General features: G+C 54.7%; 20 protein-coding genes and 1 pseudogene. 11 read left to right on the top strand and 10 right to left on the bottom strand.

Translation table 11 applies throughout. The features are described from left to right. Window positions 1-52: 52 nt before the first annotated feature. The 5 genes from FY156_17535 to FY156_17515 are packed head-to-tail and all read right to left on the bottom strand — an operon-like array spanning window position 53 to window position 4327. Window positions 53-481: a DUF2177 family protein gene (locus tag FY156_17535; GenBank protein UXS03365.1), complete on the bottom strand. Its 429-nt coding sequence runs from the start codon at window positions 479-481 to the stop codon at window positions 53-55. Window positions 482-497: 16 nt separating this feature from the next. Then, window positions 498-875: a DUF2147 domain-containing protein gene (locus FY156_17530; GenBank protein ID UXS03364.1), complete on the bottom strand. Its 378-nt coding sequence runs from the start codon at window positions 873-875 to the stop codon at window positions 498-500. After that, entirely contained in the window at window positions 872-2152 is a 1281-nt protein-coding gene (locus tag FY156_17525) for a class I SAM-dependent methyltransferase (GenBank protein ID UXS03363.1), read from the bottom strand. Before FY156_17525 ends, FY156_17530 begins: the two co-directional genes overlap by 4 nt. Next, entirely contained in the window at window positions 2139-2957 is an 819-nt protein-coding gene (locus FY156_17520) for a DUF1365 family protein (GenBank protein UXS03362.1), read from the bottom strand. The genes FY156_17525 and FY156_17520 overlap by 14 nt, the downstream gene beginning before the upstream one ends. Then, window positions 2954-4327 (bottom strand): NAD(P)/FAD-dependent oxidoreductase, encoded by a 1374-nt coding sequence (locus FY156_17515; GenBank protein UXS03361.1) that lies wholly within the window; start codon window positions 4325-4327, stop codon window positions 2954-2956. Before FY156_17515 ends, FY156_17520 begins: the two co-directional genes overlap by 4 nt. 190 nt (window positions 4328-4517) lie before the next feature. On the opposite strand from FY156_17515, the gene FY156_17510 reads away from it, so the two are divergent. From FY156_17510 to FY156_17485, 6 genes are all read left to right on the top strand, one after another. Further along, window positions 4518-5309, top strand: coding sequence for a DUF1295 domain-containing protein (locus FY156_17510; protein UXS03360.1), 792 nt, complete (start codon window positions 4518-4520; stop codon window positions 5307-5309). Beyond that, entirely contained in the window at window positions 5306-6331 is a 1026-nt protein-coding gene (locus FY156_17505) for a class I SAM-dependent methyltransferase (protein ID UXS03359.1), read from the top strand. The genes FY156_17510 and FY156_17505 overlap by 4 nt, the downstream gene beginning before the upstream one ends. Window positions 6332-6550: 219 nt before the next feature. After that, window positions 6551-7615, top strand: coding sequence for an HlyD family efflux transporter periplasmic adaptor subunit (locus FY156_17500; GenBank protein UXS03358.1), 1065 nt, complete (start codon window positions 6551-6553; stop codon window positions 7613-7615). Then, entirely contained in the window at window positions 7615-10389 is a 2775-nt protein-coding gene (locus FY156_17495) for a ribosome-associated ATPase/putative transporter RbbA (GenBank protein ID UXS05133.1), read from the top strand. The genes FY156_17500 and FY156_17495 overlap by 1 nt, the downstream gene beginning before the upstream one ends. After that, window positions 10386-11504 (top strand): ABC transporter permease, encoded by a 1119-nt coding sequence (locus tag FY156_17490; protein ID UXS03357.1) that lies wholly within the window; start codon window positions 10386-10388, stop codon window positions 11502-11504. The genes FY156_17495 and FY156_17490 overlap by 4 nt, the downstream gene beginning before the upstream one ends. Before the next feature lie 135 nt (window positions 11505-11639). Next, on the top strand, window positions 11640-12242 hold the full coding sequence (locus tag FY156_17485) for a hypothetical protein (GenBank protein ID UXS03356.1): 603 nt from the start codon (window positions 11640-11642) through the stop codon (window positions 12240-12242). A gap of 49 nt (window positions 12243-12291) precedes the next feature. Here the strand turns inward: FY156_17485 and FY156_17480 are convergent, their stop codons facing one another. After that, on the bottom strand, window positions 12292-12522 hold the full coding sequence (locus FY156_17480) for a hypothetical protein (protein UXS03355.1): 231 nt from the start codon (window positions 12520-12522) through the stop codon (window positions 12292-12294). A 481-nt stretch (window positions 12523-13003) separates the two neighbouring features. Between FY156_17480 and FY156_17475 the strand changes: the two genes are divergently transcribed. Together FY156_17475 and FY156_17470 are read left to right on the top strand one after the other, a co-directional pair. After that, the gene (locus FY156_17475) at window positions 13004-14407 is read left to right on the top strand and encodes an ATP-binding protein (protein ID UXS03354.1); all 1404 of its coding nucleotides are present in this window, start codon (window positions 13004-13006) and stop codon (window positions 14405-14407) included. A 362-nt stretch (window positions 14408-14769) separates the two neighbouring features. Further along, on the top strand, window positions 14770-16710 hold the full coding sequence (locus tag FY156_17470; GenBank protein ID UXS03353.1) for a DUF4139 domain-containing protein: 1941 nt from the start codon (window positions 14770-14772) through the stop codon (window positions 16708-16710). Window positions 16711-16921: 211 nt separating this feature from the next. Here the strand turns inward: FY156_17470 and FY156_17465 are convergent, their stop codons facing one another. The 4 genes and pseudogenes from FY156_17465 to FY156_17450 all read right to left on the bottom strand — a co-directional run bounded on the left by FY156_17465 (window position 16922) and on the right by FY156_17450 (window position 19131). Beyond that, on the bottom strand, window positions 16922-17311 hold the full coding sequence (locus FY156_17465) for a hypothetical protein (GenBank protein UXS03352.1): 390 nt from the start codon (window positions 17309-17311) through the stop codon (window positions 16922-16924). 179 nt (window positions 17312-17490) lie between these two features. Further along, complete coding sequence (locus tag FY156_17460; protein ID UXS03351.1) at window positions 17491-17805, bottom strand: hypothetical protein; 315 nt, start codon at window positions 17803-17805, stop codon at window positions 17491-17493. 327 nt (window positions 17806-18132) lie between these two features. Next, window positions 18133-18594, bottom strand: a complete 462-nt coding sequence (locus FY156_17455; GenBank protein ID UXS03350.1) for a hypothetical protein — start codon at window positions 18592-18594, stop codon at window positions 18133-18135. Window positions 18595-18858: 264 nt separating this feature from the next. Then, window positions 18859-19131, bottom strand: a pseudogene (locus tag FY156_17450) (IS21 family transposase). 292 nt (window positions 19132-19423) lie between these two features. Between FY156_17450 and FY156_17445 the strand changes: the two are divergent. The 3 genes from FY156_17445 to FY156_17435 are packed head-to-tail and all read left to right on the top strand — an operon-like array spanning window position 19424 to window position 22582. Continuing rightward, a complete protein-coding gene (locus tag FY156_17445) occupies window positions 19424-20116 on the top strand; it encodes a FadR family transcriptional regulator (GenBank protein UXS05132.1) in 693 nt (230 codons plus the stop codon). Next, a complete protein-coding gene (locus FY156_17440; protein ID UXS03349.1) occupies window positions 20113-21285 on the top strand; it encodes a hypothetical protein in 1173 nt (390 codons plus the stop codon). The genes FY156_17445 and FY156_17440 overlap by 4 nt, the downstream gene beginning before the upstream one ends. A gap of 37 nt (window positions 21286-21322) precedes the next feature. Further along, complete coding sequence (locus FY156_17435) at window positions 21323-22582, top strand: sugar ABC transporter substrate-binding protein (protein UXS03348.1); 1260 nt, start codon at window positions 21323-21325, stop codon at window positions 22580-22582. The last annotated feature ends 85 nt before the right edge of the window (window positions 22583-22667 follow it).

Below are 22667 nucleotides of genomic sequence, written 5' to 3'. Positions count from 1 at the left end.
CCCTTTCGTGCGAAAGGGGACAATGGCCATGAAAGCGGGAGCGCCTCTATCATCATAGACCTGCCGGAGTTGTATCTGGAGCGGCCAGGCGCATGGTGATGAGATAGGAAATCGTGGCAGCTGCTGCCGAGACAAACGTTCCCCATGCCAGATCGGCGAGGGTGAGTGTCGTTGACCAGCTTTTCAGCGTTGCCTGATTGGTCAAATCATACGTGGCATAGGCCATGAACCCGACAATGGCGCCGTAAAGCAAGGCAGTATTCCACTGCCCTGAAACCAGCGCCGGTTTTACCGCGAGAAAAGCAAGGCCTGCGGCGTAGATCAAATAAAATGCGATCGCCGGACCGACCCTGAAGGTGTCAGCCAAAAGGTCGCCGATCGCCGGGCGGTATAGCCTTGATGCCATGGCACTAAGCCAGATGAAATCAATCACCAGAAAGGCGATGAGTGTCGACACGTAAGCTACGAGAGCGGTTTTCATCCTTGTCCTCCTTCGTTCAGTCGATCCGTGTCCAATTGATCCCTTTGCAAAGAAGTCCTGCGACAATGCAGCCCTTTGTCGTCATGCTGTTTCCTGAAATGGTGATGGATAGCCGGTAGGATTTATCGCGCTGGGGATCGAAGGCAGTTCCCGAATATCCGCCTGCGGCATCCGGCTTGATATCCATAATGAGCTGGTCGCCTGCTTTTTCACGAGGTGTTCCTGGCTTGATCCAGGTGTTGGTGGCACAGATATTTTCGCCGCAAGGAGCAATGCGGACTTTGGCGTTGCCATCGCCGCGCGCCCAATCTCCGTCAAGTTCACCAGCATGGATGCTGGTCGCGGCTGACGCGAGCAGGATCGCAACTGTTCCCATCACGACAACGCGTTTCATAACACGCCTCTCTCATGCTCAACGCTTGACGAAGTCTGATAGCGCTCACTGTTCTCGATGACGTAAAAGCCGACGTCGATCGCTCCCTCTGCAAAACCCGCTTCGCAGTAGCAGAGATAATAGTCCCAGAGACGCCTGAAACGATCATCGAAGCCGAGCAGCGCAATCGTCTGCCATTTCGCATCAAAACGGAGCCGCCATTCAGCCAAAGTTCGTGCATAAGAAAGCCCAAAAAGTTCCTTTTCACAGAGTTTTAGGCCTGATTTTTCGACTGATTTCTCAATGGCGTTCTGCGATGGAAGGAAGCCGCCAGGGAAAATATAGCGCTGGATGAAATCAGCCTTGCGCCGATAGGTTTCAAAGCGATCTTCGTCAATGGAGATCACTTGCAGCACCGCCCGACCGCCAGGCTTCAGGCACCTTTTCAGCGTTTCGAAATAGCTCGGCCAGTAGGCTTCGCCGACAGCCTCGAACATTTCGATTGAGACGATGCGATCGAAACGCCCACGTGTATCGCGATAATCCTGGAGCCTGAGATCAATGCGGTCAGATTGACCTGCTTTTGTAACGGCGTCGTTGGCAAAAGCCAGTTGTGACGGTGAAAGCGTGATACCGGTGACCTTCGCGTCATGTTCGCGTGCCAGGTGCGTCGCAAGCGCTCCCCATCCGCAACCGATTTCAAGAATGGTCTCGCCCCCGGACAAGTGAAGCTTTTCCGTAATTCGCCGAAGTTTGTTGGCCTGGGCATCTTCCAGCGTCGATGTGGTCTCGTCAAAAACGGCAGAAGAATAGAGCATCGAGGGGTCGAGCCACTGGCGATAAAACTCGTTGCCGAGGTCATAGTGCGCTTCGATATTCCGTCTACTGCCATTCTTGGTATTGGCGTTCAGACTATGGGCGAGACGGTTTGCCAGGCGCATCGGCAGGCTGCCCCGCATTGAACCGCGTAGTGCTTGGCGATTTTGGGCGGCAAAACGGATGAGGGCCGTGAGGTCAGGGGTAGACCAGTCGCCGGCTATGTAACCATCTGCGAACCCGATATCACCATTGAGCACCAGTCGTCTCAGCGCGCGCCAGCGATGGATTATGAATGTGGCCTCCTGACCCGAGTTTTCACCGCATTTTTCCACTGATGCTCCATCCGGCAAGATGACACGCAATCTTCCAGTGGTAATCCTGTTCAAGAGCCGCTTCATCAACCAGCCACCCATGCCGATCGGCCGTGTGCTCGCTGGATTCGCAGCAGAAATTTCAGTCAGGTTTTCAAACGGGGTCATGGATTTTGGCCTCGGTTTGGTTTGGTGAAGGGCGGATAAAGGAAATGGGGGTTCGAGGAGGCGGAGGACGTTTCTTCAACGTCACGCCTTTGAGCCAGATTTTCAAAGCTTCCCAGTGAATGCCGCCGATGACTTTTAGCGTCAGAAACGGGATCATGAAAAACGCTCTCAAAAGAGCACCATCTGTCAGCGCCGCACGGCGGGCTAGGTGGCGCGCTCTCAGGACAATTCCCTCAGCGTCGAAGGTGTCGATACGGATTTTAAGCGTCTCACCGGGTGGGCTTACATGAAACGTGTAGTGAAGATCCATCTCCATGAAGGGAGAGACATAAAACCGTTTGTCGCAGCGTTGGACGATGTCGTTGCCATTATCTGTCTCAACCGGGATGAGGTAGGAATGACGCTCACCGAAGGTGTTCTCGACCTCCCATAAAATTGCGGCCAGTGAACCGTCGCGCCTGTAGCAGAAAAACTCAGAAAGTGGATTAAAAGACCAGCCGAGGAGGCGTGGCATGGTCAGCAATCTGATGGGTCCGCCGTCTGGCTCAATACCCGCCGCTTTCATTGCATTTTCGATCTGCCCGCGCAGGTCATCGCCACTTCTGTCGCCTCGATCTTTAGGGAAGAACGAAAACAGATTGAAACGGTCAACCGAGAACAGCCTCAAACGCCTGTTGAGTGTGCCCAGTTCATCGAGGTCGATGAGGAGCGAGTAAATCCGGTAGCTAAGCCGGTGTTCCCTGGGTTTGAACCGCACATGCGTGACATGTCCTGGAAAAATGGCTGAGGCGAGGGGCTCGTTCATGCCGGTGCCTCCATCCATTCCTCGCGGTTTGGCCTTCCAGCAAGGGGACGCCGGACAATGCGGCTACTTTCGTTTTTAACCTGCCAGGGGCGTCTGATACCGCCAAGGTCTTCAGCGACGGCAAGACCTGCCTGAATGCCATCTTCATGAAAACCGGAACCGAAATACGCGCCGCAGAACCACGTGTTCCGGTAGCCCTGAAGAGCCCACAAATGACGTTGTGCGCGCTCGGTGTGTTCATCGAAAACGGGATGATCGTAAATCTCTTCGCAAACGATGCTCTGCGCAGAGGGTTCGCGAACGGGGTTGAGTGTGACGAACGTCTCGGGCGCGTGGCCCAGAGGTTGGAGCCTGTTCATCCAGTAGGTGATGGTCGGCTGGCGGTTGGTGTTGTTCGTATGGGTGACGTAATTCCAACTCGACCACGCGGCCCGCCGCTTGGGCATCAGGTCCGCGTCCGTGTGAAGAACCGCGCGGTTTTTTGTGTAGCTGAAGGCCCCAAGAATGTTCTTTTCCGCGTGTGTGGCATCCGACAGCATCTCAAGTGCCTGGTCCGCATGGGTTGCGATCACCACGTCGTCGAATTGATGTTTTCGTCCGAAACCGTCTGTTATCGCAATACCATCCGGTGTCCGGCGGATCTCCGTCACACGGGTCGACAGCCGGATCCTGTCACTAAAACCCGTGGTGATGCGTCTGACATACTCGCGACTTCCACCGGTAACAGTGCGCCACTGGGGGCGGTTGCGCAGCAAAAGCAGGCCGTGGTTGTGGCAGAACTTCACGAACTGCGCTGCCGGGTAGCGCCCGACGTCCATCGCAGGTGTAGACCATATGGCAGCTGCCATCGGATAGAGATGATCATCACGAAATGCAGAGCCATATCGATGGCGTGTGAGATACTCGTCGATTGACATATTGCCCATCTCTGGCAGGTCGCCTGGGGCATCGCGGTAAAACCGCAAGAGATCTGCCAGCATGTTCCAGAACCGTGGCCGCAGCAAATTGCTCTTTTGTGCGAAGAGCCCAAAACGGGTTCCGCCTGCATATTCGAACGCACCTTCGTTCAGTGATACGGCAAAGGACATGTTGGATGCCGTCGTTGGGACGTCGAGTTCTTTGAAAAGAGCCGTCAGATTGGGATAGGTCACCTCATTGTAGACAATAAAGCCTGTGTCGACCGAAACCGGGCCACTCACACTTTCGAAATCAACAGTGTTGCTGTGGCCGCCGATCCGGCTCGCGGCCTCAAACACCGTCACCTGGTGACGTTTGGAGAGCAGCCACGCGGCAGAGAGGCCGGAGATACCCGTACCGATGACCGCTATTTTAAGGCCTCGTTTCTGATCGGACGTTCCAGTTTCGGTCATGGGGTCCTCTTGGTCACGCATAAAGTGTTTGCGCATATGCAAGAACAACTACGAGGAACCGGTCTGATGAGTTTCATGGGCCGGAACGTTTTTTGTTTTTTTTCGCGCTGCCTGAAACCTGTTAGCGCCCATTCCCGTATTTGTTGCACTCATCGCGGTATCGAGTGCTCTCAAGTAGAGTGGTGAAGGAATGGATTGGCAGGTACTGGCATCTCTCGCGATATTCCTGTCGCTTCTCATGGCGGCGGCATTCTCGGTTCAACGGGTCACAGGCTCAAGCGGCTGGATTGACACAATCTGGTCTGCCGGCGTTGGTCTCGCGGGTGCTGTGGCTGCTGTTCTTGCAGAAGGTGCGGACTGGCGAAATTTCGCTGTTCTTGCGCTCGTGATTGTCTGGTCCTTAAGGCTCGCAAGTCACATCGGCACGCGCACCAGCGGCGGTGGCGAAGATCCACGTTATGCACGTTTGCTGGAGGAGTGGGGCGAGAAAGCCAGCATGCGGCTCTTCTTTTTCCTGCAGGTGCAGGCGCTGGCTGCCTTCGTCCTGGTTCTTGCGGTCTACCTCGCTGCTTCAAACACAGCTGCATTTCCGCGGCTCATCGATATCACCGCGCTGCTGATCGGAGCATTCGCAGTGGCCGGCGAAGCTTCATCCGATGCCCAGCTATCGGCTTTCAAGAAAACACCGCAGGCAAAAACCGAGATATGCGAGACTGGCTTCTGGCGGTATTCCCGACATCCAAACTACTTTTTTGAATGGTTGTTCTGGTGCAGTTTCCCGCTTCTGGCAGTCGGTGCTTTGCCGTTGTCATGGCTTTCGCTCGTCGCTCCTTTGATGATGTACTGGCTGCTGGTCCATGTTTCCGGCATCCCGCCTCTGGAGGAGCATATGCTGAAATCCCGCGGCACCAGGTTCCGTGACCTGCAAAGTCGTGTGAATGCCTTTTTCCCTGGACCACGCAAGACCGGAGGTCGTCCATGAACATGCTTGCCTTTGCCATCAACGCTGCTGAACGCGCCCCCTTAAGTGATAGCGTGACGCTTGCCGGAATAGATTATCTCTGTGCAAGAACGAAGCGAAGGCTTGCCCGTATTTCTCCCGAAGCCGAAGCTGCTTTTGTTGCCGGCATGGCAGGCTTTCCTGTCGCGACCCATACCAATGACGCGAACCGGCAGCATTATGAGGTCCCGCCGGAGTTCTTTTCGCTAGTCCTCGGCACGCATCGCAAATATTCCTGCTGCTTCTATGCCGATGAGACAACCAGCCTTGGCGGAGCTGAAATTGCGGCGCTGGCAGAGACCGTGGATCACGCCGGTCTCGCTGACGGCATGGATATCCTGGAGCTTGGATGTGGATGGGGCTCGCTGTCGCTTTACATAGCTGCCCGCTATCCAAATGCGCGCATCACATCTGTCTCGAATTCCAAATCTCAGCGTCGATACATCCTCGACCTCGCCGCGGCACGCGGGCTGTCAAATCTTTCCGTGGTGACGGCCGATATGAATGACTTTGCAACAGAGGGAAAATTCGATCGGGTCGTCTCGGTCGAGATGTTCGAACATATGTCGAACTGGCGGGCGTTGTTCGAACGGGTCCATGGCTGGCTGAAGCCGGAGGGCAAGTTCTTCCTTCACGTCTTCAACCATAGAAATCGGTCCTACCGGTTCGACCATAACAATCCCGCAGACTGGATCGCTCGCCACTTTTTCACAGGCGGTATCATGCCCGCTTTCGATCTGCCGCGCCGGTTTGGCGATCTCTTTCGCGTCGAGGAAGAGTGGCGCTGGTCTGGTGTCCACTATCAACGCACAGCGCTGCACTGGCTTGAGAATTTCGATCGAAAAGCAGCGCAGATCGAGCCAATACTGAATAAAACCTACGGCGAAGACGCTGTACTCTGGAACCGCCGGTGGCGACTGTTCTTCCTTGCGACGGCCGGATTGTTCGGTCATGAGAACGGCAATGTCTGGGGTGTCGGTCATTACCTGATGCGCCCGTCTTAAGGGCCTCCACGAGCACGGTCTGATACTTTTCAAAAACCGCAGCCCATTTTGACTTGTGTCAATGTGATGCGTCAGAACACGGCTTAGACAAAATTCGAAGGACCTTCCTCACCATGAAAAGGATGAGGAATTGGAGGCGGATTTTAAAAGCTATGGTGGCTGGCTTCTCGGATTTTAACGTACTATGGTTGAATTCCGAGGGGTTTTTGGGGAAGACGAATGTCGAAAAAAGGCTTGCTCATTGGTCTGGCAGTTCTTGTTCTTGCTGCCGTCGCATATGTTTCCTGGTCAAAATTGACAGGTGAGGGATTACCTTCCGGCTTCATTGCCAGCAATGGCCGTATCGAAGCAGTCGAAATCGACATCTCCACGAAAACTGCAGGACGCCTTCAGGATATCGTTGTGCGCGAGGGTGATTTCGTCAAGGCCGGTCAGGTTTTGGCGCAAATGGATACTGCCCAGCTCGAAGCCAAGAAACGACAGGCGGAAGCCCAGCTTCGCCGGGCGAAAATCGCGATCGATACAGCCCATAGCCTTGTTGCGCAGCGGGAAGCCGAGAAGACATCAGCTTTGGCTGTGGTGGAGCAACGTAAGGCGCAGCTCGATTCTGCTTCAAAGACTTACACGCGCTCCAGACAGTTGCTGACCGGTAATGCGGTTTCGCAACAGATTGTCGATGATAACGAGGCGGCCGAGCTCTCGGCACGTGCTACGCTCGCCTCGGCAGAGGCCTCGCTTGCAGCCTCCGATGCCGCAATCAATGCAGCCAAGGCTCAGATTGTCGATGCTGAGGCGGCCGTTGACGCCGCACAGGCTGATATCGAAAGCATTGAGACAGATATCAAGGATGCTACGCTGGTCTCGCCGCGTGATGGCCGCGTCCAGTACCGGATCGCGCAGCCCGGCGAGGTTCTTTCGGCCGGCGGGCGGGTCCTCAATCTTGTCGACCTCGGCGATGTCTACATGACGTTCTTCCTCCCGACAGCGGAGGCTGGTCGGACATCGATCGGTTCCGATGTTCGCCTCATTCTGGATGCCGCGCCGCAATACACGATCCCGGCCAAGGTGTCTTTCGTGGCGGATGTCGCGCAATTCACACCAAAAACGGTCGAAACCGAGGAGGAGCGCCAGAAACTGACGTTCCGCGTCCGTGCCCAGATTCCCCTGGAACTGCTGCAGAAATATATCCAGTACGTGAAAACAGGTCTGCCTGGCATGGCTTACGTCCGGCTTGATCCGAATGCCGCCTGGCCGGAGAACCTTGAACGCAACCTCGTCAAGTGATGGTTTCCGCCATGGCTGAGCGTTTGGAAGCGAAAATGGAAATTGAACCGGTCGCGCGACTGAGTGGTGTGCGGCTGGCCTTCAAGAATACAGTGGCACTCGACAGCATTTCCGTCGAAATTCCAGCCGGGCGCATGATTGGCCTCATCGGTCCCGATGGCGTTGGAAAATCGTCTCTTCTGTCGCTGGTGTCGGGTGCGAGGGCTATCCAGACAGGTAAGGTTGAGGTGCTGGGCGGTGATATGTCGAGCGCCCGCCACCGCGAAGATACCTGCCCACGCATTGCCTACATGCCGCAAGGCCTTGGAAAGAACCTCTATCCGACATTGTCGGTGTTCGAAAATATTGACTTCTTTGGCCGGCTTTTTGGCCAGGACGGCAAGGAGCGCCAGGCCCGTATTGCCGATCTCCTGAAAAGTACCGGACTTGAACCGTTCGCCGACAGGCCAGCCATGAAACTTTCTGGCGGCATGAAACAGAAGCTCGGTCTTTGTTGTGCCCTGATCCACGATCCGGACCTTCTGATCCTCGACGAACCGACGACAGGTGTCGACCCGCTCTCGCGCCGGCAATTCTGGGAATTGATCGACACAATTCGCGCTGGTCGCCCGGGCATGAGCGTGATTGTCGCCACCGCCTACATGGAGGAAGCCGCCGGCTTCGATTGGCTCGTCGCGATGGATGCGGGCAAAATCCTGGCTACGGGTTCGCCAGACGAACTCCTCAAGCGCACGTCGGCCGCCAATCTCGACGCAGCATTTATTGCCCTTCTGCCAGAGACGAAGCGACAGGGGTATCAGGAGGTGCATATTGCACCGCGCCAGGCATCAGATGACGGCGATTATGCGATTGAAGCCTCGCATCTGAGCATGCGTTTCGGGGATTTTACAGCGGTCGACAATGTCAGCTTCAAAATCCCGCGCGGCGAGATATTCGGCTTTCTTGGCTCGAATGGCTGTGGCAAATCCACCACCATGAAGATGCTAACGGGATTGCTTGCCGCCAGCGAGGGCGAAGCGAAGCTGTTCGGCCACACTGTAGATGCGAGCGACATGGCGATCCGCCACCGCGTCGGCTACATGAGCCAGGCATTTTCACTCTACTCAGAGCTGACGGTACGTCAAAACCTCGATCTGCATGCGCGACTTTTCAAGTTGCCGGAAAAAACCATTGGGCCCCGCATAGAGGAGATGGCGAAGCGCTTTGATCTCGGTGACGTCATGGAAAATCTTCCGGATGACCTGCCACTCGGGATCCGCCAGAGATTGTCTCTTGCTGTTGCCATGATCCACTCTCCCGACATCCTGATCCTTGACGAGCCCACGTCGGGCGTCGATCCGGTGGCGCGCGACGGTTTCTGGCAAATCCTTGCCGAGCTGTCCCGCAACGACAATGTGACCATCTTCATCTCGACCCATTTCATGAACGAGGCGGAACGGTGTGACCGAATTTCGTTGATGCATGCCGGCAAGGTGCTGATTAGTGATACCCCGGAAGGGATCACGAAAAGCCGCAACGCAGCGACGCTCGAAGACGCATTTATCGCCTATCTTGAAGATGCCTCGGGCATCACGAAAACGGACGCCGCTGCCGCGCCTCCAGTCGCCGTTGTCCAGACAACCCACGCACCCCCTTCAAAAAAGCGCTTTTTCGATTTCAGGCGGATGTTCAGCTATACCCGTCGCGAGGCTCTGGAACTGCAACGTGACCCGATCCGCGGCACGCTCGCCGTCCTTGGCAGCGTGATACTGATGTTTGTTATCGGCTACGGCATCAACCTCGATGTCGAGGATCTGACCTTTGCCGTTCTGGACCGCGATGATTCCACGATCAGTCGAGATTATGTCCTGGATATCGCCGGTTCCCGGTACTTCATCGAGAAAGAGCCAATCCGTGACTATGCCGATATGGACCGGCGAATGCGTGATGGCGAGCTGAGCCTCGCCATTGAAATTCCGCCTGGTTTCGGGCGTGACGTTTTGCGTGGCAAAACGGTTGAAGTCGGGGCGTGGATCGATGGCGCCATGCCGCAACGCGCGGAGACCGTGCGCGGTTACGTTCAGGGAATGCACCAGGGGTGGCTGACGCGCAAAGCGACTGAACTTTATGGTAGTGCTGCAACACAGAATTCCTTCAGCATCGAAACTCGCTACCGATATAATCCTGATGTGAAGAGCCTGGTGGCCATGGTGCCGGCAGTCATTCCGCTCCTCCTCATGCTCATTCCGGCCATGTTGTCGGCATTGAGCGTTGTACGCGAGAAGGAACTGGGGTCGATCGTCAACTTGTACGTCACGCCAACGACGCGACTGGAGTTTCTGATCGGCAAGCAGCTTCCATATGTCGCTCTCGGCATGCTGAACTTCCTGCTTTTGACGGCCTTTGCGATCTTTATTTTCCGGGTACCGTTTACTGGAAGCTATCTCGCCTATGCGACAGGGGCGCTGCTCTTCGTCATCATCGCCACATCGATCGGTCTCGTCATGTCGTCGTTCATGAAGAGCCAGATTGCCGCGATCTTCGGGACTGCACTTCTGACACTGATCCCTGCGACCCAGTATTCCGGCATGATAGATCCCGTCTCGTCATTGCGCGGAGCTGGCGCTGTTATCGGCGAGATCTATCCCGCGACCTACTTCATGACGATTTCACGCGGCACTTTCTCGAAGGCACTTGATTTTGCCGGACTATACGGGTCCTTCGTGCCCCTCCTGATTGCCGTGCCGGTCCTGCTTGTTGCCGGAGCCGCACTTTTGAGGAAACAGGCGTCATGACGTTTTTTTCCTCAAACATCTTTCAGCTCGGCATCAAGGAGTTGCGTGGTCTTGCCCGCGACGGAATGTTGCTTGTCCTCATCGTCTATGCCTTCACGCTGCAGATTTACACCGGCTCGAGTGCTTTGCCGGAAACGCTGAACAATGCTGCGATTGCCATTGTCGACGAGGATCAGTCGCCGCTTTCCGGACGTATCAGCACCGCGTTCTACCCGCCATACTTTGCGCCTCCAAAACAGATTTCGATTGCCGAAATGGACAAGCGTATGGATGCGGGCCTCGATACGTTTGCTCTGAACATCCCCCCCGATTTTCAGCGCCGATTGATGGCAGGCCAGCAGCCGGCGATCCAGCTCAATATCGACGCGACGCGTATGAGCCAGGCGTTCAGCGGGGGTGGATATGTTCAGACCATCATCTCGAGCGAAGTTCAGGAATATGTGAACCGTTATAGAGGCGCAACGTCTGTCCCGGTGGATTTGACATTAAGGGCGCGTTTCAACCCGGAACTGGATAAATCCTGGTTCGGGTCGATCAACAACATCATCACTGCCATCACGATGCTCTCTATCGTGCTGACGGGAGCCGCGCTGATCCGGGAGCGGGAGCACGGCACGGTCGAGCATCTCCTCGTCATGCCAGTCACGCCATTGGAGATTATGCTGAGCAAAGTCTGGTCGATGGGACTTGTCGTCCTCGTGGCATCGGCGTTTTCTCTCTTCGTCGTGGTCCAAGGGCTGCTCGGCATCCCCATTGAGGGCTCGCTCTGGCTCTTTCTTTTGGGTACCGCCCTGCAATTGTTCGCCATGACGTCCATGGGTATTTTTATGGCGACTGTGGCCGGTTCCATGCCGCAATTCGGTATGTTGCTGATCCTGGTTCTCCTGCCGCTTCAGGTGCTTTCAGGCGCGACAACGCCGCGAGAGAGCATGCCCGACATCATTCAGTACATTATGCTGCTCGCACCCAATACCCATTTCGTCATCCTTGCGCAGTCCATTCTGTTCAGGGGGGCGGGGATTGACGTCGTCTGGCCGCAACTCATGGCGCTTGCGGCGATCGGTGGTGTCATGTTCTACCTTGCCCTGCGACGTTTCAGGACATTCCTGCGCTGATGCACGACTGAGTTTGGTTCGAGAAACCATTCCTTCGTTCGGCATTGAACTTTTTGTGTTCGGTTGCGGGATGTTAGGATCATGGAAATGTCCCTATTGGATCATGCCTATGCGGGTACGTTCAGGAGTACAGACATGAAGATTGTGCACGGTTTGATGCTGGCAACCATGTTAACGATGGCGACAACGCAAGCCTTTGCGTCCGAGGACATGGCAGAACCGACCCAAGAGGCAATTTTCGGTTTTGCCGGCGCGCTGACCACGGAAGACATGCTGAAGAGTGCGGCCCTTTTCCCGGTCGACTACGAGCGCAATGCCATTCTCGGCGGCGGTTATCAGTTCTATCCCTATCAGATCGGCAATGTGAGACTGGGAGGGGAAATCGGAGTAGCCGCGAGGTTTGGCAAGGGTTTTACCGGCGAAATTTGGGCAGGTCCCGTTGCGCGCTATGAGCAGATCAAACTTGGCGAACGGCTCTTCATAACACCGAGTTTTACAGCAGGCCTCAGTCTTGTCACCGATGCGCAACCAGGTCGGGAACGCGAGCAGGAGATCAAGGACGACGGCAACGCTAATGTCCTTTTCTACCTCGGCCCAGAAATCAACGTCTCCTTTAGCGAGGATTCTTCGACCGAGTTCTTCTGGCGCCTCCATCATCGGTCCGGTGGGGGGAAGACACTTGGAAACATGAAGGGGGCAACGAATGCCAATGTTTTTGGCGTTCGTTACAAGTTCTGAGTGATCGGCGTCGCCCGACTTTCAGTCCTGTGCTGCGACTTACGTATTCTCATACTGTATCGGGAAGATCTTTCAGGATCAGCAGACGGTTGCCCGGTGAGAATGCGACGATCTTGTCCTGTTCAAGAGCTGTGAGGACGCTCATGATTTCTTCTTCCGTGAAGCCTGCGGCGGTCATCGGTACGCCAATGTCGTAAAGATTGATTGCCATTTCCGGCTTCGCTTTCAAGGCGCGAAGTCGCTCGAAAAGCGCGGTTTCAGTCTCGTTAAATGTGCTCATGTCGCTATTCTATCGAAATTGGCCTGAATGTCTTCTGCTTGCAGGAGGCTTAGTGTTGGTCGCTTGACTGACAAAACGTGGGAGTAGCCCATGCCGTCATTTGATGTCGAGCGATTTGTCCTGGCGCAGCGCGACGTTTATAGCGCTGCCCTAAATGAGCTTCGCACACGGTCTGGCAGGTCTTCTGGGTGCATTTGAAGCGATTTCGGCTCATCGTGGGCAGCGCAACGTTCCGCACTTCGGGCAAAAAAATTCGCCATCCGTCTCGTGCCAGCGCAGGTGCAAAAACCAGTCGTAGGCAGTCGTATCCCGCATCTTGGAGATTGAGCATGGTCAGCGTTCGGCACTCTGGCGATATCAGGAAGTGCTGGCCCTTGGGCGTGTCTCTTCGGGGTCGCCATGACTCGCACAGAACTTGACAAAGGAATCGTCATTAAGGTATGTACGATTAAGGTAATTATAATTACTTTGAGGCGGGTATATGCAGTTTGTAGGTCGCGAACGTGAACTCAGGCTGGTGCGGACCGAATTGGATTCGCAACGACCTTCCCTCATCATCGTATTTGGCCGACGGCGGATCGGCAAATCGCGGTTCCTTCGGGAGTCCGCCAAGGATCGCCCGGAAATCTACTTTCAGGCAACCCGCGTCTCATCACTTTTAAACCTGGAGCAGTTCAAATCCGATGTCGGAAAGGCAATCGGATCAAAGCCACAGCTAGAAGCGTTATCAAGCTGGGAGGGGGTACTGCACTATGTTGCCGAGCGTGCCGGCGAGCATCCGGGACTGATCGTCACGATCGACGAATTTCCGTATCTGCTTGATAACGAGCCAGCACTGCCATCGATCGTGCAGAAATTCTGGGATTCCGGCGCGCTTGCAGATGGGTCGATGAAATTGATCCTTTGCGGCTCAGCCATTTCTCAAATGGAAGACCTGTTGGCGGAACGGAACCCGCTTTACGGGCGAAAAACCCTGTCGCTCGACATGAAGGCCTTGCCCCTTGTCGATGTAGCCAAGTGTTTCCCAGAGTACACTGCCGATGACATAATCAGAACCTATTCGGTTTTCGGGGGCATTCCCTACTATCTTCAGCTTTGCGATGCGCAGGAGCCGCTCCGCAATAACGTCATCAAACTCTTGCTTACAGAGACAGGCTCGCTGATCGACGAACCGAACACGCTGTTGCAGACCGAACTCAGAGAGCCGTCTTTTTACTCAAGCGTGGTTGCGGCTATATCTGACGGTTGCAGCACTAAATCGGAGATTGCAAACCGACTGGGTGTCAAAGGCGACAGTATTGGACCCTACCTGGCAAAACTGCTCGCGCTTGATTTGATCGATAATTCGAAATCGCTAGATGCCAACGAAAAGGGCCGAAACCGTCGCTATCGCGTCGCAGACAGCCTGATGTCGTTCTGGCATCGTTTCGTGCGAACAAACCTGAGCGCGATCAGCAGCGGGTTTGGCGAGGAGGTTTACGACCGCGTTGTGGAGCCTCGGTTCTCCGAATACATGGGGATGGCGTTCGAACCGATCGCCATTCAATTTGCAAGGCTTCATATGCAAGAGGTCCTTGCGGTACCGACCCAGGAGGTTGGCCAGATTTGGGGACACGTCGATTTCGACATCGATGTCGCGGGGCGATTGTTGGATGGTGCATTCTTCTATGGCGAATGCAAATGGCGATCGCGTGTGATCGACCTTGGCCACGTCCGATTGTTGCGTGAGCGATCCGAGAAAACGACTTACGGGGAAGGATCGACGGGCAAGCACTACCTGTTTTTCAGTAGACGTGGTTTTTCAAGCGATGTCGAGAGTTTGGCGAAAGAAGACGAGCACTTGCATCTGATAACCCCAGAAACACTGGTGAAACCGCGTCGGTAGAGGCGGCAACCTGGGGCCATTGCCACTACTAGCGCGCGGCCTGTCGCATGTGGCATTTGCTCCATAACGTCGGTAATTTCAGTAGTAATTTCGATGCCTAAGCTGCTTTTGGTAGTCTTTGCTCCGTAATGCCGCAAGTAAAGGCATGTCTCCGCAAATGCGGTCCATCTGGCGAAAGCTAGGCCTTTGAAAGGCAATCGGTGGGGTAAGGGCGAAAGCGTGACGGATACGAACTCGGCATAAGTGGGCCAATCTCGTCTACGCCACCTCCGCCTCAAATTACGCTAAAACGGTGATGATAGTCGAAAAATTGCAGTCGGAGGTTGTTTGGCGCTCCGCCATGAACCGGCCAGGGAGTTTTTATGACCAAAACCAAGCGCGTTCTACCAGCTCTCTTCTTCACACTCATCGCAACAACAGCGTCTGCTGCCGTCAACGGCCCCGTAAAATCCGTAACGCTGTCTTCCGGCGGGCTAGCCGAAATTGTCAGGTCTGCTGAAGTTGGTCAGGATTCCGAGGTCACCATCGAGGTGCCGCTCGATCAGATCGATGATGTTCTTAAGAGCCTCGTTGTCCGGGATAAGGAAGGTAGGGTCAAGAACCTGTCACTTGCTGGACCCAACCCGCTTGAAGAGACTTTCCGCACACTGCCGTTCAAAGCGTCTGACCTTACCTCAATGCCCAAGCTACTGGATGCGATCAAGGGAGCACGGGTCAGGGCAGGGGATAAAGATGGCGTCATTCTTGGTGTTACGGCCAGCGAAGATGAAAAAACATCCAAAAGCTGGCAGTTATCCCTGATGATGGACAACGGCGAAGTTGCGATGGTTCCGCTGCCGGGCACAAAGGTTGAAATTCTGGACACTTCTGTCAGAGCCAAACTCAAGACCGCGATGGATGTGATTGCAAAAGGTAATACAGATGGAGCGCGCACTGTAACGCTGAAGCTCGATGGCGCTGCTTCCCGGGACGTTGATATCTCATATGTCGTACCAGCTCCGATCTGGAAGACTTCATACCGCCTTGTAACGAGCAAGGATGGCGAAGTCCGCCTCCAGGCCTGGGCAGTATTCGAAAATGCGTCAGGAGAAGATTGGAACGGTGTCGGCGTGACACTTTCTTCCGGAAAGCCGGTCACCCTCAAGCAAGCGCTTCATCGACACTTCATGCGTGACCGCACCGAAGTGCCAGTTGATACGGCGGCAGCCAGACTTCCGCGCGGAGTAATGGCGAAACCAATGATGGCTAGACAAAACTTTGAGATTTCAAATCTCCTTTCCTCGCCCGCGGCAGATGCAATGGCTGGTGAGGCCGCGCCAGCTCCTTTCGCAATGGCTGCGGGTCAAGAAGCGAGCGTTGCCGAACAGGATGTTACGTCCACATTCGCTTTGAATGGCACCTACGACGTCAAGAATGGTGACACTATTTCGGTTCCGATCATTGATCAGGGAGTGAAGGCTGAAATGGTCTCACTTTTTCGAGCCGGGATGGTGAGTGACCACCCGGTAGCGGCTGCACTGATTGAAAATAATGCCGGGATCAGTCTGCCGCCCGGCATCATGACTGTTTATGATGAAAGTGTCGGATATGTCGGTGACGCGCAAATAAATGGACTGCCAAGGGACGAAAAACAATCGGTGAGCTTTGCGGTCGATCAGAAGGTGAATGTAGACCCAGCGGTTAAGACCAGCCAGAACATCGTCAATCTCAAGGTCATCGATGGCATGATGCACGCAAAGTCATCAACCGTTGAAGAGGCGACCTACACTATCACGGGCGCTCAGGATGGCGAGCGTACCGTCGTGATTGAGGTTCCAAAACGGAGCGGCTGGACGTTTAAGGCCGAGGGACAGGATGATCCAACCGTCAGTGATTATCGAATAAAGACAAAACTGAAAGCCGCCGAGACGAAGACTGTCTCAACACGGTTTGAATTGATCAACGATGAAACCATTTCGCTCGTCGACGCGGACGCGTTCACTTTGGTCGCCTGGCAAGAGGCTGCTGTCGATGACGAGACGAAGGCAAAGCTCATAGAACTGGCAGATGCGCGCCGGAGCGAGAATGACGCTCAACTGAGACTGCAGGTTCTCGATCAGGACTACGACCGGGCATCGCAGGAGCAGGCGAGGGTTCGCGAAAATCTGCAGGCTGTTGGAGACGGCGATACGAAAAATCGCTTCGACAAGCAGCTGAACCTTCTGGAAGACAAGCTCACTTCAATCGAGGGGCAGCGGGTTGAACAGCGAAAAATTCTAGACGATTTTACAGCAAAAGTGGGCAAGATCATCAGAACTTTCTGAACGATGTATCTGCAAATGCGATGGGCAAAGAGGAACGATTTCAGTTGCCTTCGTTTCGAAGGCAGCTGAGGTTGCGTTCTTCTGCGTTATTGATCCTATTCGCTCATATTGGGCTCCACCTATCGGCGCCGAATGATGTCTCCATTGCAACCTAGGTGCCTTTGGGACCTGCATCTTGACCAGTCTACGACACCGCAATATCCGCTAAAATTCATGGGCTGCGATCGTCGGAATTGATCGAACTGGAGGGCTGGGCAACATGGCTGGCCTGGCTCTGTCGCAAAACATGTGCACTTTCTGCCAAAATCTCGCGGTACCGCTGGATCTTGGCTGTTTTCATGCGAACGAACTCATCCCTAGACACAGTGGATTGCTTGATCGGTAACGCTGCTTCGTTCTCGAGAAGGTCAAGCAAGAGGTTCCGCATTACGGCGTTTTCCTCTTGGACATTTGCCAGCTCAAGCTTTATCCCGCTCGACGCAAGTTTGCGCGCGATAGCTTTCTCGATATCTTTTTCGACAAGGAGTGTCTTTGCGGCATAGTATCGGCAAACAAAAAATGCCGTGACGACAGCGCATAGTGCTAGGGAAACATAAAACATCTTGACCTCCAGGCTATCCTGTAGGTCGGCACTCCCGGCACAATTTTCAATATGCAGCAGCGCTCAGCACATCAGACTGGCTTCAGGGATGAGGACTCCGTTGCTGTCGTATGCGTCGACGCCAGCCTGTCGCCAGGACCATTTCACTTCAAACGCAGCCACCCTATGTGATCCGGGGATCAATATGTGGAGTGGTAAACCACTTTACGAACAGGGTAGGCGAAGGGCTCACCATATTCCAGGATGAACCCCATGCGGGACAGGCAGATGCGCATTTCTGGAGAGGCATTCGGGTTGTTATAAGCGCCGAAGCGAGTGGGTGAAGGATGCCCGTCGTAACCGCACTGATAAAGCGCGTTTCGATAAGCCGTCTCAAGTACGGGATCACCGGCAACGTGGACCGCGCCGTAAAGGTGCCAGTCGTTCCGTGCTTCGGCTATATTTGCCGCGCAGGTGAGGCCGATTATTGTGCTCAGAACCAGCTTGAGTTTCATGACCTTTCTCCCGAGAAATCCTTTCAAGGCAAAACGGATAGTGGGTCGTTCGGTTCCGAGGCACCACGATCCCCACCAGATAGTTTTTCTTCTGATCCATTTCTTCCGCAGGCGATGTTTAATAGGAACCGGGCTCGCCCAACGAAGCCGTGGTTTGACCGAGTGGCTGGATATCCCTCTTTTCCAATGGGTTGGGCTGGTCTGCCAGCGCGGTTTGAACTCGCTGCGTAGGTGAAAATCCTCACCAACGTGGTTCTTACTCACCGCCGGTTGAGGCTTGGTCTGTTGGAGGAAACCGTGAAACAATGCCAATTTAACGGCCGATCATTAGGCCTTGATCGACGGGCTACGGTCACTGTTGGTTGGTGGCAATTTATCAAAAATCGCCTTGATGACACGGGTACGCTTGTCTGCGTCCGGGACGCTCATGTTCATATAAAGCTGTCCATCCGTCATTGTGAAATCAACAGTAAATGGCGCGCTGCTGTAAACGCCTCCATGCCCGGGTTTCCATCGCCCTATACCACTCACTGTCTCAGAGGCTCCGCTCTGATCGACATCAACAACAGCAAACCAGCCATTACTTGACGTTATTCGCAACACAGAGCCTTGCTGCTCGATGGCAATCTGGCAACGGTCGCATTGCCCTGCATTTGAAACGATCTGTTGCCAGCTCCCTGTAAAATGAGACTGGTCAGCCCTCACTTGGGTTAAAGCGCCAAACGCTATTGCCATAAAACAAAAGAACCCAATGACCCTTCGCAATATCGTGCCCCTTGTGACTATCATCTCGACGCTTTCCTCCAACCAGCGCTCGCGCGCTCTGCTTCGGAACAGAACCACCGCTCGCCAATTCAGTACGAATGATTGTTGCCTTTGATATTGCATTCGGGATCATACAATTCACGTGGAACCAGAGAATATGCGCCTCCCGCAAGGAAGGCGGCCGCCGGAGACGCGATGACCAAAAGTGAAAAATCAATCAGGTCACAATTATAGGTGGCGGTGATTACGTTGAGATTTTGAAAGTCGTTAAATTTCGAGCGAATGGGCGCGGAAGGACAGCGGAACGAATATGCCGCGGCCCGTCGTCTGCTGCTAACGCTGTCGTTCGCTCGCCAATCACGGGCAAAGGCGGCAACCCGACCATAAAAGCCGGTAAAGCCGAGAGCCACCGGACCGGCAAGAACCTGCTTCGGTCTTCGTCGCTGCTTGCGCGACATTCCGGCCTCTGTATTCAGCCAGGCCGCCAGTTTGTCGGAAAATCGACTGCTTCTCACGCAGCGCCATCCGACGGATGACATTTGAAAGTCCCATGTGGATCACTCCGTTGCCCCGTTGCCCCCGTCGCTCTCCGCGTTGGGGGGAAGGTTCACATGGCTCAATTCTCAATGGAAATTATGCGCTTAACCGGATCAGTTCTGCGTGCAAACCAACACCGAAATCGCTTTGTGGCACGTGAGACTTCCTTTCGGGACACGAAACCCGAGTTTTGGGCCGAGCCAGAGTTGCTTAATGCATCAGTCTTGCCAGTTGACAACCGATTTTCTGTTTGAAATGGTAAGATGTCAGACCAATTTAAGGAGTCGTCTTGGACAGGACCAGCAGCCGGGAATTGATGCAGCCGATACCGCCGAGCGACCGTGTGCGCCAGGTCGAAGCTGCCCTTTCCGATTATGTCGAGCGGGCTGATCTTAAAGCCGGCGATCGGCTTCCAGCCGAACGAGAATTGATGGCAGCACTTGGTGTAGGTCGTTCCACAATCCGTGAAGTAATTCGTAAATTCCAGGCACTGGGTGTCATCGATAGCCGTAAGGGTAGCGGCAATTACCTGCTCAAGCCGATCTCTGCGGCCACCGTGCATATGCCAATTTCGATTGAGGCCGAAAGCCTCCGTGATGCCCTGCTGATGACCCTCGAGGTTCGGCGCGGCATCGAGGTCGAAGCCTCAATGGCAGCGGCGCGCCGGCGCACGGCTGATGATATCACAACGATGGAAGCGCGGCTCGACGAGATGGAACGGGTCCATCTTGCGGAAGGAACGTCCGGCAAAGCAGACCTTGCCTTCCACCTTTCGATTTATGACGCCACGCATAACCCACTTTTCAAACAGCTACTTGAGCAGATGCGTGAAGGGTTCGAACGCTTCTGGTCAAAGCCTTTTGATCGTCCGGATTTCGCAGGGCGATCCTTTCCGTTCCACCGGACGCTTTTTAACGCAATCGCGTCTGGCAATGCTGATGCTGCCCGCGAAGAAACACTTAAAATCCTCGCCGTGGTCGAGGAAGATATCAAGGACATGTCGAAATGAGCCAAGGCAACGATCTCTTTGATCCCGCCTCCCTGATCGTTGCACACGATGAGACCCATGCTTTCGAAGCCGTGGTGCCACCGCTCGTGCAGACGTCGCTATTCACCTTCTCCAGCTATGATGAGATGGTCTCGACCTATCGCGGTGAAAAGACGCGTCCCGTCTACACGCGTGGTCTTAATCCGACCGTCCGTTTGTTTGAGGAAATGCTCGCCAAGCTTGAAGGTGCGGAGGATGCGCTCGGTTTTGCAAGTGGCATGTCGGCCATTTCGTCGACCGTTCTGTCGTTTGTGTCCCCGGGTGATCGCATCGTGGCGGTTCGCCATGTTTACCCCGATGCGTTCCGTCTTTTCGGCACCTACATGAAGCGCATGAATATCGAGGTCGTCTATGTTGATGGTCGCGATGAGGCTGCCGTTGAAAAAGCGATGCCCGGCGTAAAACTCTTTTACATGGAAAGTCCGACAAGCTGGGTTATGGAAGCGCATGATGTCGGCGCACTTGCGGCCATCGCACGCCGTCACGGCGCTATAACCGTCATCGACAACTCATGGGCGAGCCCTATCTTCCAAAAACCGATCTCGCTCGGCGTCGACCTCGTTCTGCATTCGGCGTCGAAATATCTTGGCGGCCATAGCGATGTCGTCTCCGGTGTGGTTGCAGGCTCCAAGGCAATGATTGATCGCATTCGTGCCGAAACCTACCCCTATCTCGGTGGCAAGATGTCACCATTCGATGCTTGGCTCCTCATCCGAGGGCTGCGCACACTGCCTATCCGCATGAAGGCGCATCAAGAATCGGCACTCGAAATTGCCAACCGCTTGCAGGCGCTCGATGTGGTTGAAACGGTTTGCCATCCAGGCCTCGCCAACCGTCTGCCGCCCGGCCTCAACGGAACGTCGGGTCTGTTTTCTTTCATCTTCAAGCCTGGAGTTGATGTGCGCGCTTTTGCGAACCAGCTCAAGCTTTTCAAACTCGGTGTTTCCTGGGGAGGACACGAAAGCCTGATCGTCCCCGGTGAAGTGGTGCTCGAACAGAAGGCGCAGCCAAACTCTGCCCACACGTTCGGCATCAGCGAACGTTCGGTGCGCCTGCATGTCGGGCTCGAAGGCACCGAGGCGCTCTGGAAGGACCTTGAACCGGCGATCAAGGAGGCTTCAGCCGCCTGACCGCTTCTTGAAACTGACGACAAAAGGGGAGAACAACATGAAAAAACTGGTAACCGCAGCACTCTTCACCGCCATGATGGCCGGAACGGCTATGGCGGACACGACCTTGAAACTAGTTGAGGTCATTACAAGCCCGGAGCGCACGGAAACGCTCAAAGGCATCGTTTCGAAATTTGAAACCGCCAATCCGGGGACAAAGGTCGAAATCATCTCCTTGCCCTGGAGCGAAGCCTTCCAGAAATTCGCAACCATGGTGTCAGCCGGAGATGTCCCGGATGTCATGGAAATGCCCGATACCTGGCTGTCGCTCTACGCCAACAATGGCATGCTCGAAAGCCTGGAGCCTTACCTCGCCAAATGGAAGCATACGCCGGGCCTCAGTGACCGGACACTTGAGCTTGGCCGCGACGTAAAGGACACGGCCTACATGTTGCCCTACGGATTTTATCTGAGGGCCATGTTCTACAACAAGAAACTCCTGGAGCAGGCCGGTGTGAAAGAGCCGCCGAAGACGCTGGACGAATTTGCCGACGCGTCGAAGAAGGTTGCCGCCCTGCCAGGCAAATACGGATACTGCATGCGCGGTGGACCGGGTGGACTGAACGGTTGGGTGATGTTCGGCGCGTCGATGGCTGGCTCCAATGAGTTCTTTACCAAGGATGGAACGTCGACCTTCGACAGCCCAGGCTGGGTAAAGGGTCTCACCTATGTGGTTGATCTTTACAAGAACGGTTATGCTCCAAAGGACAGCGTAAACTGGGGCTTCAACGAGATTGTCGCCGGTTTTTACTCTGGCACCTGCGCATTCCTCGATCAGGATCCTGACGCACTGATCGCAATTGCTCAGCGCATGAAGGCGGAGGACTTCGGTGTGATGACCATGCCGAAGGGCCCAGACGGAAAGACGTTCCCGACGATTGGTTTTGCGGGCTGGTCAATGATGGCCAAATCCGAGAACAAGGACTTGTCCTGGAAGCTGATCGAAACCCTCGAAGGGCCGGAAGGCAATATCGAGTGGAACAAGAAGACGGGTGCTCTGCCAGTGCACAAGTCGGCTGAAAAGGATCCTTTCTATGCGAGCGAACAGTTCAAGGGCTGGTTCGATGAGCTTGCTGACAAGAATGCCGTGCCGACCACGATGCCGACCTATCTGGAGGAGTTTGCCTTCTTCAAGGATTCGCTCGTGATCAAGACGTCACAGGAAGCACTGCTTGGCGATATCACGCCTGAAGACCTCGCCAAACAGTGGGCAGACTACATGACCAAGGCGCAACAGAAGTTTTTGGCATCCAAATAACTGACAATAACGGCCGCACGGGTTTTCCAACCCGTGTGGCCCTCTCGCCGGGGCCCTCGGGCCATCGGCCTCATTTTCCAGATTT

It is taken from the genome of Agrobacterium tumefaciens (assembly GCA_025559845.1).
Taxonomy (GTDB): domain Bacteria; phylum Pseudomonadota; class Alphaproteobacteria; order Rhizobiales; family Rhizobiaceae; genus Agrobacterium.
The sequence above is the reverse complement of the archived record's forward strand: the minus strand, read 5'-3'. Positions and strand labels throughout refer to the sequence as shown.

Bases quoted from the DNA above. Each gene is read 5' to 3' on its own strand.
- FY156_17535 (UXS03365.1), bottom strand. From the start codon at position 481: ATGAAAACCGCTCTCGTAGCTTACGTGTCGACACTCATCGCCTTTCTG.
- FY156_17530 (UXS03364.1), bottom strand. From the start codon at position 875: ATGAAACGCGTTGTCGTGATGGGAACAGTTGCGATCCTGCTCGCGTCA.
- FY156_17525 (UXS03363.1), bottom strand. From the start codon at position 2,152: ATGACCCCGTTTGAAAACCTGACTGAAATTTCTGCTGCGAATCCAGCG.
- FY156_17520 (UXS03362.1), bottom strand. From the start codon at position 2,957: ATGAACGAGCCCCTCGCCTCAGCCATTTTTCCAGGACATGTCACGCAT.
- FY156_17515 (UXS03361.1), bottom strand. From the start codon at position 4,327: ATGACCGAAACTGGAACGTCCGATCAGAAACGAGGCCTTAAAATAGCG.
- FY156_17510 (UXS03360.1), top strand. From the start codon at position 4,518: ATGGATTGGCAGGTACTGGCATCTCTCGCGATATTCCTGTCGCTTCTC.
- FY156_17505 (UXS03359.1), top strand. From the start codon at position 5,306: ATGAACATGCTTGCCTTTGCCATCAACGCTGCTGAACGCGCCCCCTTA.
- FY156_17500 (UXS03358.1), top strand. From the start codon at position 6,551: ATGTCGAAAAAAGGCTTGCTCATTGGTCTGGCAGTTCTTGTTCTTGCT.
- FY156_17495 (UXS05133.1), top strand. From the start codon at position 7,615: ATGGTTTCCGCCATGGCTGAGCGTTTGGAAGCGAAAATGGAAATTGAA.
- FY156_17490 (UXS03357.1), top strand. From the start codon at position 10,386: ATGACGTTTTTTTCCTCAAACATCTTTCAGCTCGGCATCAAGGAGTTG.
- FY156_17485 (UXS03356.1), top strand. From the start codon at position 11,640: ATGAAGATTGTGCACGGTTTGATGCTGGCAACCATGTTAACGATGGCG.
- FY156_17480 (UXS03355.1), bottom strand. From the start codon at position 12,522: ATGAGCACATTTAACGAGACTGAAACCGCGCTTTTCGAGCGACTTCGC.
- FY156_17475 (UXS03354.1), top strand. From the start codon at position 13,004: ATGCAGTTTGTAGGTCGCGAACGTGAACTCAGGCTGGTGCGGACCGAA.
- FY156_17470 (UXS03353.1), top strand. From the start codon at position 14,770: ATGACCAAAACCAAGCGCGTTCTACCAGCTCTCTTCTTCACACTCATC.
- FY156_17465 (UXS03352.1), bottom strand. From the start codon at position 17,311: ATGTTTTATGTTTCCCTAGCACTATGCGCTGTCGTCACGGCATTTTTT.
- FY156_17460 (UXS03351.1), bottom strand. From the start codon at position 17,805: ATGAAACTCAAGCTGGTTCTGAGCACAATAATCGGCCTCACCTGCGCG.
- FY156_17455 (UXS03350.1), bottom strand. From the start codon at position 18,594: ATGATAGTCACAAGGGGCACGATATTGCGAAGGGTCATTGGGTTCTTT.
- FY156_17445 (UXS05132.1), top strand. From the start codon at position 19,424: ATGCAGCCGATACCGCCGAGCGACCGTGTGCGCCAGGTCGAAGCTGCC.
- FY156_17440 (UXS03349.1), top strand. From the start codon at position 20,113: ATGAGCCAAGGCAACGATCTCTTTGATCCCGCCTCCCTGATCGTTGCA.
- FY156_17435 (UXS03348.1), top strand. From the start codon at position 21,323: ATGAAAAAACTGGTAACCGCAGCACTCTTCACCGCCATGATGGCCGGA.